Annotated in this window: 18 protein-coding genes and 1 pseudogene; 8 read left to right on the top strand and 11 right to left on the bottom strand. The window is 55.3% G+C overall.

Annotated features, from left to right (window positions below; genetic code table 11):
- Positions 1-50: 50 nt before the first annotated feature.
- The 4 genes and pseudogenes from arfB to AC0L7S_RS06980 all read left to right on the top strand — a co-directional run bounded on the left by arfB (position 51) and on the right by AC0L7S_RS06980 (position 3,074).
- Positions 51-488 (top strand): alternative ribosome rescue aminoacyl-tRNA hydrolase ArfB, encoded by a 438-nt coding sequence (arfB, locus tag AC0L7S_RS06995; protein ID WP_473473684.1) that lies wholly within the window; start codon positions 51-53, stop codon positions 486-488.
- A gap of 76 nt (positions 489-564) precedes the next feature.
- Positions 565-1,076, top strand: a pseudogene (lysM, locus tag AC0L7S_RS06990) (peptidoglycan-binding protein LysM).
- Positions 1,077-1,255: 179 nt separating this feature from the next.
- The gene (locus tag AC0L7S_RS06985) at positions 1,256-1,873 is read left to right on the top strand and encodes an alpha-ketoglutarate-dependent dioxygenase AlkB family protein (protein WP_473473683.1); all 618 of its coding nucleotides are present in this window, start codon (positions 1,256-1,258) and stop codon (positions 1,871-1,873) included.
- 223 nt (positions 1,874-2,096) lie between these two features.
- Positions 2,097-3,074: a glycosyltransferase family 87 protein gene (locus AC0L7S_RS06980; protein ID WP_473473682.1), complete on the top strand. Its 978-nt coding sequence runs from the start codon at positions 2,097-2,099 to the stop codon at positions 3,072-3,074.
- A gap of 146 nt (positions 3,075-3,220) precedes the next feature.
- Here AC0L7S_RS06980 and AC0L7S_RS06975 read toward each other — a convergent pair whose 3' ends face one another.
- From AC0L7S_RS06975 to hisB, 11 genes are all read right to left on the bottom strand, one after another.
- Complete coding sequence (locus AC0L7S_RS06975) at positions 3,221-4,423, bottom strand: glycosyltransferase family 87 protein (RefSeq protein ID WP_473473681.1); 1,203 nt, start codon at positions 4,421-4,423, stop codon at positions 3,221-3,223.
- Positions 4,424-4,504: 81 nt separating this feature from the next.
- On the bottom strand, positions 4,505-5,464 hold the full coding sequence (gene coaA, locus AC0L7S_RS06970; RefSeq protein ID WP_473473680.1) for a type I pantothenate kinase: 960 nt from the start codon (positions 5,462-5,464) through the stop codon (positions 4,505-4,507).
- 41 nt (positions 5,465-5,505) lie between these two features.
- A complete protein-coding gene (locus tag AC0L7S_RS06965) occupies positions 5,506-5,832 on the bottom strand; it encodes a phosphoribosyl-ATP diphosphatase (protein ID WP_473473679.1) in 327 nt (108 codons plus the stop codon).
- Positions 5,833-5,840: 8 nt separating this feature from the next.
- Entirely contained in the window at positions 5,841-6,635 is a 795-nt protein-coding gene (gene hisF, locus AC0L7S_RS06960) for an imidazole glycerol phosphate synthase subunit HisF (protein ID WP_473473678.1), read from the bottom strand.
- A 75-nt stretch (positions 6,636-6,710) separates the two neighbouring features.
- Entirely contained in the window at positions 6,711-7,256 is a 546-nt protein-coding gene (locus AC0L7S_RS06955) for an arginase family protein (RefSeq protein ID WP_473473677.1), read from the bottom strand.
- A 62-nt stretch (positions 7,257-7,318) separates the two neighbouring features.
- Positions 7,319-7,549, bottom strand: coding sequence for a hypothetical protein (locus AC0L7S_RS06950; RefSeq protein ID WP_473473676.1), 231 nt, complete (start codon positions 7,547-7,549; stop codon positions 7,319-7,321).
- Positions 7,546-8,295 (bottom strand): 1-(5-phosphoribosyl)-5-[(5-phosphoribosylamino)methylideneamino]imidazole-4-carboxamide isomerase, encoded by a 750-nt coding sequence (gene hisA, locus AC0L7S_RS06945; protein ID WP_473473675.1) that lies wholly within the window; start codon positions 8,293-8,295, stop codon positions 7,546-7,548. The genes AC0L7S_RS06950 and hisA overlap by 4 nt, the downstream gene beginning before the upstream one ends.
- A 3-nt stretch (positions 8,296-8,298) precedes the next feature.
- Positions 8,299-8,598: a DUF1330 domain-containing protein gene (locus AC0L7S_RS06940; RefSeq protein ID WP_473473674.1), complete on the bottom strand. Its 300-nt coding sequence runs from the start codon at positions 8,596-8,598 to the stop codon at positions 8,299-8,301.
- A gap of 1 nt (position 8,599) precedes the next feature.
- On the bottom strand, positions 8,600-9,250 hold the full coding sequence (gene hisH, locus AC0L7S_RS06935; protein ID WP_473473673.1) for an imidazole glycerol phosphate synthase subunit HisH: 651 nt from the start codon (positions 9,248-9,250) through the stop codon (positions 8,600-8,602).
- A gap of 2 nt (positions 9,251-9,252) precedes the next feature.
- Entirely contained in the window at positions 9,253-9,735 is a 483-nt protein-coding gene (locus tag AC0L7S_RS06930; protein WP_473473672.1) for a DUF2628 domain-containing protein, read from the bottom strand.
- A 2-nt stretch (positions 9,736-9,737) separates the two neighbouring features.
- On the bottom strand, positions 9,738-10,337 hold the full coding sequence (hisB, locus tag AC0L7S_RS06925) for an imidazoleglycerol-phosphate dehydratase HisB (protein ID WP_473473671.1): 600 nt from the start codon (positions 10,335-10,337) through the stop codon (positions 9,738-9,740).
- A 224-nt stretch (positions 10,338-10,561) separates the two neighbouring features.
- Between hisB and hslV the strand changes: the two genes are divergently transcribed.
- Genes hslV through hslU form a run of 4 tightly spaced genes read left to right on the top strand, consistent with a single transcriptional unit; the run spans position 10,562 to position 13,533 of the window.
- Positions 10,562-11,113: an ATP-dependent protease subunit HslV gene (hslV, locus tag AC0L7S_RS06920; RefSeq protein ID WP_473473670.1), complete on the top strand. Its 552-nt coding sequence runs from the start codon at positions 10,562-10,564 to the stop codon at positions 11,111-11,113.
- Positions 11,103-11,624, top strand: a complete 522-nt coding sequence (locus AC0L7S_RS06915) for a GNAT family N-acetyltransferase (RefSeq protein WP_473473669.1) — start codon at positions 11,103-11,105, stop codon at positions 11,622-11,624. Before hslV ends, AC0L7S_RS06915 begins: the two co-directional genes overlap by 11 nt.
- Before the next feature lie 38 nt (positions 11,625-11,662).
- The gene (locus tag AC0L7S_RS06910; protein ID WP_473474206.1) at positions 11,663-12,220 is read left to right on the top strand and encodes a DUF2585 domain-containing protein; all 558 of its coding nucleotides are present in this window, start codon (positions 11,663-11,665) and stop codon (positions 12,218-12,220) included.
- A complete protein-coding gene (hslU, locus tag AC0L7S_RS06905; RefSeq protein ID WP_473473668.1) occupies positions 12,202-13,533 on the top strand; it encodes an ATP-dependent protease ATPase subunit HslU in 1,332 nt (443 codons plus the stop codon). The genes AC0L7S_RS06910 and hslU overlap by 19 nt, the downstream gene beginning before the upstream one ends.
- The last annotated feature ends 69 nt before the right edge of the window (positions 13,534-13,602 follow it).

Raw genomic sequence — 13,602 nt, 5'->3', positions numbered from 1 at the left:
CGATTTGGATCGGGTCTTTTCTTTTGTCGCCAAAACGGCATGACTGAATCATGAGTGCCGACGACAAGATCGTAATCGCTGCCGATGCGATTATCCATTCCGATGACCTGACGGAGACCTTTATCCGTTCCTCAGGTCCGGGAGGCCAGAATGTCAACAAGGTCGCAACTGCTGTGCAATTGCGCTTCGACGCAGCAAACGCGGCAGGGCTCTCGCAGCGTGTGCGCGAGCGGACCTTGAAATTTGCCGGCCAACGCGCGACCAAGGAAGGCGTCGTTGTCATCGAGGCCGGGCGCTTCCGAACACAGGAGCAGAACCGCGCAGATGCCCGCACGCGGCTTGCCGAACTTGTTGCCAGGGCGGCCGAACCGCCGCCGCCTGTACGGCGCAAGACCCGTCCATCAAAAGGTTCGGTCGAACGGCGGCTCAAAGCCAAGGCTGGCCGCTCAAACGTGAAGAAATTGCGCGGCAAGATAGAAAACGATTGAAGCTGACTGCAGCTTCCTCCAGTTTATGGCTGCATATGACAGAATTTGGTCGGCAGCGACCGCAAGGAGGCCAAGCATGGGTGTATTCGATTTCGTCAAGAACGTCGGCAAGAAACTGGGTTTCGGCGACGAAGAGGCCGCTCCAGCGGCGGACTCGCTCAAAAAGGAACTGGAGTCGCATAAGCTCGGCACCGATAAGGTGGATATCGTCGTCAAGGGCGATACGGCGGTACTGACGGGGTCGTCGAAGATCAGTCAATCTTTGAAAAAGCAGTGATTGCAGTGGGAAATACACTTGGCATTTCAAAAGTCGAAGCAGGTGAATTGAAGATCGTCGCACCCGAATCGGGCCTGAAGCTGGATCAAAATGTCGACATGACTGCCCTGGTCAAAGCTGCAACGCCAGCAAAGCAGCCAGTTTTCTATACCGTCAAGAAAGGTGACAATCTGTCAAAAATTGCGCAGGCCCAATATGGCAAGGCGTCAAAATACCCCGTCATCTTCGAAGCCAACAAGCCGATGCTGTCCCATCCGGACAAAATCTATCCGGGTCAGGTTTTGCGCATTCCCGACATAGGCACAGCCTGAGGCGCATTTCTTGCTGGATCGGGGTGAGAAAAAATGATGGCCGGTTTTCTTTCCTAGACGATTGGAACCGATCACCTTCATGATCTGGAATATCGAATGGCGGCTTTCGGGTCGCCGTTTTTGTTGTCAGGTGGCAATGTGTGGTCACTGATCTTTTTCCGGCGAGGTGGAAGCGGCTGATGTTTGTTCTACCCGAAGGTGTTCGCCACATGCTGGGCTTTCTGACGAAGGAAGCCCAGAAGGCATTGGTAGAGGACATCAGAGCTGTTGTTGAAGACGCCCCGCTGTTTGTCCCAACCATGCCGCGCACAGGCAAGGAAATGAGTGTGCGCATGACCAATTGCGGTTCGCTTGGCTGGGTTACAGACAAGCAGCACGGCTATCGTTATCAGCCAACACACCCTGTGACTGGCAAGCCCTGGCCAGCTTTGCCGGAAACACTACTGGATCTATGGCGGGACGTGGCGGCCTATCCGCATCCACCACAGGCTTGCCTCGTCAATTTCTATTCGCCGGATGCCAGAATGGGGCTTCATCAGGATCGCGACGAGGCCGACTTTACAGCTCCGGTCGTGTCCGTTTCGCTGGGTGACGAATGCCTGTTTCGTGTGGGTCCACCTGAACGCAGCGGCAAGACCGTCTCGTTCAGGTTACAAAGTGGCGATGTAGTCGTGCTGGGTGGCGAGGCTCGGCTTGCATTTCATGGCGTCGACCGCATCTACCCGGGAACATCCACGCTGTTGAAGAATGGCGGACGGATCAACCTGACGTTACGGCGTGTGACGGTGCCCAGTTAGCTGCAAAGCGCATAACGTCATCTTAACCGCGCTTGAGTAACGTGTGTGACACTTGATGCTTCACCTCGACCAAGAAGCCACACGCTCCAATGTATTCCCATCTGAGGTCAATTTTTGTCCTAGTCGGACTCATGCTCGGTGTGTTCATCGGCATCATGTATATGCAAAACCTCTGGACCATTGGTCCCGACGGTTTTTCCCTTGTTTCGCGGCGTTTACCATATTGGGATTTCACCAATTTGTGGGCGGGGGGAGAATGGCACTTGATGGCCAGGTCGCCATCCTGCCTGACGTCGATCTCTATCGTGCTTCACTACGCGCGATGTTTTCCCCGCAACTTCCTGCTCAGGAATGGAGCTACCCACCTAGTATGCTCCTATTAGGCGCGCCCCTATCTGTATTGCCAATTTTCCATGCCTATGTGATCTGGACTCTAGGAACGATCCTGTTTCTCTGGCTGGCTATGCGACCATTGGGGTTCACACCCGCTGCGCAAGCTGCGCTGATTTTGTCGCCCGCCATATTCATGAATGTTTTGTTTGGCCAAAATGGCGCCCTCACCTCGGCGCTCCTCATCGGCGGACTTGCTGCGGCTCCGCGCCGACCGGTGATTGCCGGCTTGCTGTTTGGTCTACTTACACTCAAACCTCATCTTGGTTTGCTCGTACCATTTTGTCTCATTGCTAGCCGAAACTGGCGGGCCTTTGCCACGGCTGCTATCACTTCCGTAGCGCTGTTTGCGGCCACCGGACTGATATTCGGGTTCGATACCTGGATATCTTTCTGGACACAAACGCGACCACTCATGACAGCAATCCTCGAAGCGCCATTTCCTCAGCCCTACCATTCCAACGCCATGACGGTGTTTTTCATGGCTCGTATCGTTGGAATGGATGTCTCAATTGCCTATCTGTTACAGGGTATCACGACAGTCGCCGCGATTACTTCAGCGATATGGCTGTGGCTTCCTTGTCGAAAAATCGACCATCGAGATCGAGTCGTTGCAACTGCGCTCCTTGCGATCGTTGCTACGCCATACAGGTACACATATGACGCTATCGCACTTGCGATCGTCGTCGTGTTGCTTTTCCAAACAATAGCGAAACCGCCGATACTCTTATTGGCAATTATCTGGATTGCCCCTTATTTTATCCACCTATTCAATAATGAACGTATTCCTTTGGGCGGGGAATTCTTTTGAGCACGTCTGCGTGGTTGCTGTGGCGAATTTGGAAAAATAATGCCAACGATGCTGACGTCTCAACCGTTCACGGTTCGCCCTCAACTCTCCTCGGCAGATTTTCGGGTTGACCTATGATGGAGCGCACAATGCTGTTTGTGCCAGTTCTATTCTGTCTTGATCTCCACGAGTTTCCGGTTCGCCGCTCGTGCGGAGCCAACTTGTCGAAGCGTCATGATAAAAACGGCAAGCATGACCAGCGGCGCGATAGATAATTTTAAATCGCCGAAAGGCATCATGACGACTGGAAGCGCCATGGCCACCGCCAGAATGGCTGATTGCAGGCCGCTGCCGTGATTTGGCCGACTGACGCCCGTTCCAAGCAACGCCAAAGCAGCAACGAACATACCGAGATCATAGGTCAAAGCGTAGGGTGTGATCAGGAAAGTCGCTACCAGCAAAATGATACTGCGAAGCGTATCGGTAGGTGCGCGGAAAAGCAGGATGATCGAAATTAGCGCTATTGGTATGGCGAACGATAGGTGCACAGCCAGAGCCAAATCCGGTCCAACGCCCCAGTTGCGCAAAGCACCATAGAGCGACGGCAACATGGCCAGAAACGTGCCGCCAAGTTCTCTCATCACCAGAGCCTGATAAGGGAGCACCTCGTAGATATAGCAATGCCAGGCTTGCAAACCGAAGACAGCCGCCGACGCCGTCACGAGCACCACGGTGGTTACGATGGCGCTGATGATCACACTCCATCGTCGCTCCGCAAGGAGCAATACCGGAAACAGAAAGCCCAGTTGCGGCTTTATCGTTAGAAACCCAAGAAGTATACCGGCTACAATCGGCCTTCGCTCTCGCAGGGCGAGCGCACCAAGCGCGAAAGAGGCGCTAAGATAGCCATTTTGAGCTACCCAGAAATTGTGAACGATGAAGGGACCGGCTGCAATCTGGGCCACGAGATTGTGTCGCCCCACGAAATCACGATATGCCCAGAAGAAAAAGAGGCCAGTTGTTGCGAGAAAAAGCAGCATCGCAACCTTGTACCCAAAAAAGCCGAGCGGCCAGATCAGGAGCAGGAAATGCGGAGGATAACTCCAATTATGCCACGGAATCGCATCGCCGAATGCTTCATGCAGATACCCGAAATAAATTGACTGGGGTCCAAAAAGATCTTTGGCATTCCCGTCAAAGAGCATGTGTGCAGCAATCCAGTAATTCGCAAAATCCTTGTCAGCAAAACTCGGGCGTATGCCGGGAGTGACAAGCGACAAAATCGTTGTACATGCAACGATAATCCCCATGACAATGGTAAGAGAAAAAACCAGCTTGAAGGATTTGGGCAATGACTCGAACGACTGCATGAATTTTTATTCAGCTCCGATAATTCGCGACAGTCACCCTTAGCAAAGAAAAACTGATAGATCGTTTCTTGATCCGACAAGTCAAAGCTTGCGGAGCGCCACCTCCTCGACCAAATGGTTGGCACCTTTACGCAAGATGAGGTCGGCGCGCGCGCGAGTCGGGATAATGTTTTCGCGCAGGTTCTTGAGATTGATATTGGCCCACAAGCCTTCCGCGATGGCGCGAGCGGCATCTTCCGAGAGTTGCGAATAGCGATGGAAGAACGATTCCGGATTGCGGAATGCGGTTTCCCGCAGGCGCATGAAACGCGCAATATACCAGTCGTGGATCTGGTTTTCATCGGCGTCGATATAAATTGCGAAGTCGAAAAAATCCGACAGGAACGGCACGATCTTGCCATCCTTTGGAAGTTTGCCCGGTTGCAACACATTGATACCTTCGAAAATCAAAATATCGGGGCGATCAATGATGGTGAATTCGTCGGGAACGACGTCATAGGTGAGATGCGAATAGACCGGCGCACGCACGTCGTGCTCACCGGATTTGATGCTTGACAGAAACCTCAGAAGTCCTCCGACGTCATAACTTTCGGGGAACCCTTTTCGTTCCATGAGGTTTGATCGACGCAGGGTCTCGTTGGATAGCAGAAAACCGTCAGTGGTGATGAGGTCGACTTTCGGGCTGGATGGCCAGCGAGCCAGCAGCTCTTTCAAAACGCGCGCGGTGGTGGATTTGCCCACCGCAACCGACCCGGCAATGCCGATGATAAAGGGCGTCTTTGTCGTGCCCTTCACATTGAAGAAGGCGCGTCGCTGAGTAAACAATAATTGGCTGGCTTCGACATGAGCCGACAGAATTCGTGACATGGAAAGATAGATGCGGCGCACCTCATCCAGATCGACCGGGTCGTTTAGCGAACGCAGGCGCTGGATTTCCGCTTCGGTCAGCGTCAGTGGCGTATCGGCACGGAATTTTGCCCAGTCTTGTGCCGAGAAGAACAGATAGGGCGAATATTTCGCACTCGGAGCAAGCTGATCCATCGCGTTCCCTGTTCTGCCCGGCCCTATTCTGTCCGCCTTCGTCAACCCGACTGCTTGCGTCCGGCCTTCTCGGCGATACCTGACTGCCGCGTGCGCCGCTCAAGTTCTGCAAGGACATCATCGAGCGATACGCCCGCAATCGCAAGCACGACCAGCCAATGATAGAGGAGGTCCGCGCTCTCCGAGACAACGGAATTGGTCTCACCCTTAACCGCTGCAATAACGGTTTCGACGGCTTCTTCGCCAAGCTTCTGGGCTGCCATGTCCATGCCCCCGGCAAAGAGTTTGGCAGTCCATGACCCCGCATCGCCTGAATGCGCACGCTCGCGGATTGTCGTTTCCAGATCTGAAAGTGAAAACTCGGTCATGGCGCCGTTTAAAATTGTTTGCCGCTTGTGTCGAGTCGAACCGGCAGCCCGGCGGCTGCCATATGAGCTTTGGCCTGTGTGATGGAATAGGTGCCGAAATGGAAAATTGAAGCAGCCAGCACTGCCGTAGCATGGCCATCGCGAATACCATCAACCATATGATCAAGCGTGCCAACGCCGCCTGAAGCGATGACCGGGGCGCGCACAGCATCCGCAACCGCCCGTGTCAAAGCGATATCATAGCCGGCCTTGGTGCCGTCGCGATCCATCGAAGTCAGCAGGATTTCGCCGGCACCGAGTGCGACGACCCGTTGCGCAAATTCAATGACGTCGATGCCTGTGGCCTGACGCCCGCCATGGGTGAAGATTTCCCAGCGATCCGCGTCGTCAGCAACGCTCACCTTCTTGGCGTCGATGGCGACGACAATGCATTGATTGCCAAATTTGTCCGCAGCCTCGGCAACAAAATCGGGATTTTTGACCACGGCAGTATTGATCGACACCTTGTCCGCGCCAGCCAGGAGCAACCTGCGGATATCACTGACCTGGCGCACCCCGCCGCCCACGGTCAAGGGCATGAAGCACTGGTCGGCCGTGCGCGCGATGACATCGAAAATTGTCTCGCGATTATCCGACGAGGCGGTGATGTCGAGGAAGCAAAGTTCGTCAGCGCCCGCCGCATCATAGGCTTTTGCTGCTTCGACCGGGTCGCCAGCATCGACCAGATCGACGAAATTGACGCCTTTGACGACGCGGCCGTCTTTCACGTCAAGACATGGAATGACACGGGCTTTAAGGGTCAAGCGACGGCCTTTCTTGCTGTTTGCACCTCTTTGCGCCTTCGCTTCGCGCGGCTGGAATTGAAGCAGATTTACGCATCAGCGACGCTCAACCGCGGAGAGGAGGTCAGCTAGGAGACGACCAACGACGGGCGGCACATCGGCTTGTGGATCGAAAGCCGGATTGTAGGCGGAAACGGTGACGCCGGAGATGGTCACCGAACGTGAAACGCCATTGACAGTTTCACGCAATTGGGCGGGGTCGGGGCCACCGGGTGTAGTATAGCGATTGACCTGCAGCGCATCAGGATCATGCACATCAAGATCGAGGTGCAAATGGGTCCGTTTCACGCCCGTGGCTTTCAGCTTTTCGACTTTGTCTGGTGCTTCAGCGCATGTTGCGCGAATGAGCGGTAAGGTTTCCATAAGTTCTTTCTCGCTTTCGTCGAGGTCGCGAGCGCCGACAAGCATGCAATGCGCCGGATCGATGGGCTTGAAACCGGGAATGGCATTTGCCATCGGGCGCCAGCATAAGCCCAATGTAGTGGCCAGTGCCATGCCATCGAGAAAGCCGAAGGTTGAAGTTTCCGGCGTGTTGATGTCGCCATGCTGATCGAACCAGATAATCAGAATCTGCAATCTCACCTGCAATAGCACCAGCCGCGGTCAGGCAGTTACCGCACAGGACGATCGGAAAACGATCATCGTCACGGGCAATACGAGATCTTTGTCGCCACCGCTTTGCACACGGCAAAACCGGTTGCTATTTCACGCTCCTGCGCCTCGCCCACCTGTCCGATATCCTCGACGGTGACATCGTGGTCGTTCAGGGTCAGCGCTTCAACCAACCCACCTGCGATAAGCGCGTCCGGCCCCTGTCCAAACCCCTCGTGGTAATTTCCACTGTCATAGGACGCGAGGATGATCGCGATTTTCATTGTGCGCCTCCTCTGGCCCTCGCATCGCGCAATATTGTGAGGGCTTCGTCGGGATCAATGCGCCCATCATATATGGCGCGTCCGGAAATAGCGCCTTCCAGTCTTGTGGCGTCCGGCATGGTCATGCGCACGATGTCGGCCAACGAGGCAAGCCCGCCCGATGCTATCACCGGGATCGACACGGCTTGCGCCAAATCTATGGTGGCGTTCCAGTTGATACCGGTCAAAACGCCGTCACGGTCGATATCCGTATAGATGATAGCCGCAACTCCGGCTCCCTCGAACTTCTTCGCCAGTTCGATGACGCCGAGACTGGAGGCTTTGGCCCATCCTTCGACCGCCACTTTCCCTCCCTTGGCGTCGATGCCAACGGCAATTTTGCCGGGAAAGGCTTTGCAGGCGGCTTTGACGAGATCGGGATCGCGCACCGCGACGGTACCGAGAATGACGCGGGCAAGGCCGCGATCAAGCCAATCCTCGATTTGCGCCGTGGTGCGGATGCCGCCGCCGAGTTGAACGGGATTATGCGTCGCCTTGAGAATGGCACCGACTGCGGCGGCGTTGACGCTTTCACCCTTGAAGGCGCCGTTGAGGTCCACAACGTGCAGCCATGTAAACCCTTGTTCCTCGAAGGCTTTTGCCTGTGCTGCCGGGTCGTCATTGTAGATCGTCGCGGTTGCCATGTCGCCGTGCTTGAGCCGCACACAGCTTCCATCCTTGAGGTCAATGGCAGGGAACAGGATCATGAATTATGCGCCCTCGACAATGACAACTTGCCCGCTTGATGCCGCAAGCCGGTATTGCAAGGCGTTCTGGTATTCCGGTGAAGCATAACAAGCGAGTGCGGTCTGGTAGGATTCAAACTCGATCATCACATGACGGTTCCCGGTTGGACCTTCGGGGTTTGAATATTGCCCCGAACGCACAACGAATTTCGCGCCATATTTACTGAAGGCGGCGGCGTTGGCTTCGATATATTTGCGATAGATTTCGGGATCGCGAACATCAACCATCGCCATCCAGTATCCTTTTTTGACCGCGGTTTCCATTTCATGGGCTCCATTTCAGGAAGTTGGCGATCAGAGCCAAACCCAGTGTCTGGCTCTTTTCCGGATGAAACTGCGTGCCGGCAAGGTTGTCACGCACTACTGCTGCCGTAATCTGGCCGCCATAGTCAGTAGTCGCCAAAACCTCGTGCGGCTTGCTGGCGTCAAGCTGATAGGAATGGACGAAATAGGCATGAAGACCATCTGACCCGGTGGGAATGCCTGTAAAAAGCGGATGCTCATGCGTCAAGTTGATCGTATTCCAGCCGATTTGCGGGATTTTCAGCGACACGTCGGCCGGCGTGATTTCCTTCACGTCGCCAGCAATCCAGCCAAAGCCGGTGGTGGTTGTTTTTTCCAACCCGCGCTCCGACATGAGCTGCATTCCCACGCAAATGCCGAGAAACGGTCTTGCCTTGGCGATAACCGTTTCTTTGAGCGCATCCCACATGCCGTCAACACCGTGCAGCCCGGTAGCGCAATCGGCATAGGCGCCGACGCCCGGCAACACGATGCGGTCAGCTCCACCTACGCGTTCAGCATCTGCAGTCAGTTCGATCTCAGCGCGAATACCCGCTTCATGTGCCGCGCGTTCGAAAGCTTTTGTGACGGAACGCAGATTGCCTGAGCCATAGTCGACGATGGCAATATGCATGTTCAGGGCCCACCGGAAAAAGGCACAAGTCCAAGCGACGGTTGTGCTTGTGTGGACCGTCCATTGGTCATGCCTGGCACGATCCTGACCGGAGCATCCATTTCGGGCGGCTCCTCAACGGCCTCCAATGCATAGCGGATATCCGCATCATCTTGACTGTCGGCTTCGACCACACCCCATTCGCGCCAACCGCGGCGTCGCAATGCACCGATCCGCAATGCCTGCCCTTCCAAGCCGACATATAGTGAAACGAGAAGACCGAGCAGCGAACTGGAAAGGCCAAAGCCCGCCACTTCTCCAAGCCCGGACAACAGAACTGCCACCAGAAAGGCCAATGCTGCTTCGATCCACAGGCGATGCCATAAAAGCCACAATGGCGGCAGCAGGAAACCAAGCCAGGTAAATCCGTCACGGATGAACACCGATTGTTGTGCGGTGGATTCGTGACCACCGCCGGGCGGCTCCATAACGACATAGGTGGCCATTTCTATCCCTTCAGCGATCCTTTGGTGGAAGGAACGGCATCCGGCTGGCGCGGATCGGGTTCGAGCGCAGCACGCAAGACGCGTGCCACCGCCTTGAAGCAGGTCTCTGCGATATGATGGTTGTTGGCGCCGTAGTGATTGGTGACATGCAGTGTAATGCCCGCATGCTGGGAAAGCGCCTGAAAGAACTCGCGCACCAGTTCCGTGTCAAAGGTCCCAATTTTCGGCGACGAGAAGTTGACGTCCCAGACGAGGAACGGACGCCCCGACACGTCGATGGCAGCGCGTGTCAATGTCTCGTCCATTGCCAGATCCAGAGAGGCGTAGCGCATGATGCCGCGCCGCTCGCCAAGCGCTTTCGACAGGGCCTGACCGAGCGCAATGCCGGTGTCTTCGACCGCGTGATGATCGTCGATATGAAGGTCGCCCTTGGCTTTGACGGTCATATCGATCAGCGAATGGCGCGAAAGCTGGTCCAGCATATGATCGAAGAAACCGATGCCGGTCGCGATGTCGCGGGCACCCGTTCCATTGACATGAAGCGAAACCGCGATATCGGTTTCGTTCGTCTTGCGGCTCACTTTTGCGGAACGGGGTGACATGACCTGATCCTTGTCCCTGAATTCACGTGGAATGACAGAAATCCTGCGTTTTAAAAAGCGAGAGCCTTCTAGCAGCATGATCGGGCAATGACCAGTTGGCATAGTGAACAGGCGCGGGTGAATTCAACCTGTTTGCAATCGCACCCCAAGGGCATACATATGCGACAACGACACTCGTAACGCGCAAATCGCCTGATAGGGATGGCGCGAACTCGGAGCAACATATGGCTAATGATCTAACCATGCATGCGACAACGATCGTCAGCGTGCGCAAAGGCGGCAAGGTGGTGATTGCCGGTGACGGCCAGGTGAGCCTTGGCCAGACCATCATGAAAGGCAACGCCCGCAAGGTTCGCCGCATTGGCAAGGATGATAATGTTATTGCCGGTTTTGCCGGTGCGACTGCCGACGCTTTCACTCTTCTGGAACGACTCGAAGCCAAGCTTGAGCAATATCCGAATCAGCTGACACGCGCTTGCGTCGAACTCGCCAAGGACTGGCGCACGGATCGCTATCTGCGCCGTCTTGAGGCAATGATGCTGGTTGCCGACAAGTCGGTTTCGCTGGCGCTGACAGGCAATGGCGATGTGCTGGAACCGGAGCATGGTGTCATGGCGATCGGTTCCGGCGGCAATTACGCACTGGCGGCGGCCAGCGCCTTGATGGATACCGACAAGGATGCGGAGGAAATAGCCCGCAAGGCGATGCAGATCGCTTCAGAAATCTGCGTCTACACCAACAACAGCTTCATTGTCGAAGTGATCGATGCCGCCTGACGACGGCCCCACCTACGATTTCCGGCCGGTTACAATGAAAGACATGCCGCAGCTTGCAGCATGGCTGGCCGAGCCACATGTCATCCAATGGTGGGAGACACCGGAGGTGGAGCTTGCCGCCATCCGCGAGCACTTGGACAGCATCTCGGTTGAACCGCTGATCGTCGAACTTGACGGCAAGGCAATCGGCTATCTGCAAAGCTACGATCCACATCTGGAAGACGATCATCCTTATCGCGATCAACCATTTGGCACAGTTGGCATCGACCAGTTCATCGGCCCGCCACAGTTGCTTGGTCTCGGCCACGGAACGCGCCTGATCCGTCAATTTTGCGACGAGTTGCTCGAGGAGGGCGCAATACGCGTAATCACCGATCCTCATCCGGCTAATGCCCGGGCCATACGCGCATATGAAAAAGCAGGCTTCAGGCTGGTCGAGCAACGGCAGTCGAAATATGGTCCTGCGGTATTGATGGCACGCGACGGCGAAGATGGAGATGTGCAGGCGTGACCCAGTCCATCCAGGGCAAGGCATCGTGGCGGCAGAGCCTGTCGTGGCCAGCGGGCGTCGTGATCGTAATCGGGCTTCTCGCAACCCAGGCGCTGATCCTTTACGCAATGGGCCGAATTCCAATCTGTGAATGCGGTTACGTCAAGCTGTGGCATGGCGTGGTGGTGAGTTCGGAGAACTCGCAGCATATATCAGACTGGTACACGCCTTCACATATCATCCACGGGTTTCTGTTTTATGCGCTGACATGGTTTCTGTTTCCGCGCAGTTCGATCTGGCTGCGGCTTGGTTTTGCAATGCTGATCGAAGGCGGATGGGAAATCCTTGAGAACAGCCCGATGATTATAGAGCGCTATCGTGCGGCTACCATATCGCTCGACTATTTCGGTGATTCGATCATCAATTCAGTATCGGACACACTGGCGATGATCGCCGGTTTTGTTCTGGCCCGAAAACTTCCTATATGGGTTGTCGTGACGATAGCCCTCGTTTTCGAGATCGGTACTGCCTACATCATTCGCGACAATCTGACGCTCAACGTGATCATGCTGCTGCATCCGTTCGAGTTCATCAAGCAGTGGCAAAGTGGATTGTAGATAATGAGTACATTTTCCCCCGAGAAATCGTATCGGAACTCGATCGTTTCATCATCGGTCAGAAGGATGCCAAACGGGCCGTAGCTATCGCGCTCAGAAACCGCTGGCGGCGCCAGCAACTCGAAGGCCAGATGCGCGAAGAGGTGATGCCGAAGAACATCTTGATGATCGGCCCGACCGGCGTCGGCAAGACCGAGATCTCGCGCCGCCTGGCAAGGTTGGCTGGCGCACCTTTCATCAAGGTCGAGGCCACCAAGTTTACCGAGGTTGGCTATGTCGGTCGCGATGTCGAACAAATCATCCGCGATCTTGTCGAAGCTGCAATCGGTATTGTGCGCGAAAAGATGCGCGAGGATGTCAAGGCCCGCGCCCATATCAATGCGGAAGAGCGCGTGCTTGAAGCGCTTGTGGGCAAGACAGCGAGCCCCGCGACGCGTGATTCATTCCGCAAGAAACTACGCGAAGGTGACCTCGACGATAAGGAAATCGAGGTCGAGGTGGCCGATAGCGGCACCGGTGGCATGCCTGGCTTTGAGATCCCCGGTATGCCTGGCGCCAATATAGGTGTCATGAACATCAACGATATGCTGTCGAAGGCGATGGGTGGCACGCGCACCAAAACACGCAAGACAACGGTCAAGGAGTCTTACAAACTCCTGATTTCGGATGAATCCGACAAATTGCTCGATCAGGATGAGGTCGTGCGCCGCGCGCTTGAATCGGCTGAAAATGACGGCATTGTCTTCCTCGACGAGATCGACAAGATCGCCGCGCGTAGCGATATTTCCGGAGGCCCTTCACGTGAAGGTGTGCAGCGCGACCTCTTGCCGCTGGTTGAGGGCACGACAGTGGCAACCAAATATGGGCCGCTGAAAACCGATCATATATTGTTCATTGCATCCGGTGCATTTCACGTCTCGAAACCATCCGACCTCTTACCCGAGCTTCAGGGTCGACTGCCGATTCGTGTCGAATTGCGGGCGCTGGAAAAGGATGATTTCGTGCGTATCCTCACCGAGACGGAAGCCAGTCTCATCAAGCAATATATCGCGTTGATGGGAACGGAAGGTGTCACGCTCGACTTCACTGAAGATGCGATAGATTCACTGGCCGGCATTGCCGTCGATCTGAATTCCAGCGTCGAGAACATCGGCGCACGGCGTTTGCAAACGGTCATGGAGCGTGTGCTCGACGACATTTCCTACGACGCGCCTGACAGAAACGGCACGTCCGTGACCATAGATGCCAGCTATGTGGAAAAGCATGTTGGCGACTTGTCGCGCAATACGGACCTGTCGCGGTTCATTCTTTAGGGCAGATGGAAAACCGCTGCACACTTTTGGGCGGCATGCATCCTGTTTTCATGCATGTCATTACCCCAA

Source organism: Mesorhizobium sp. G2-6-1 (assembly GCF_055809095.1).
The sequence above is the reverse complement of the archived record's forward strand: the minus strand, read 5'-3'. Positions and strand labels throughout refer to the sequence as shown.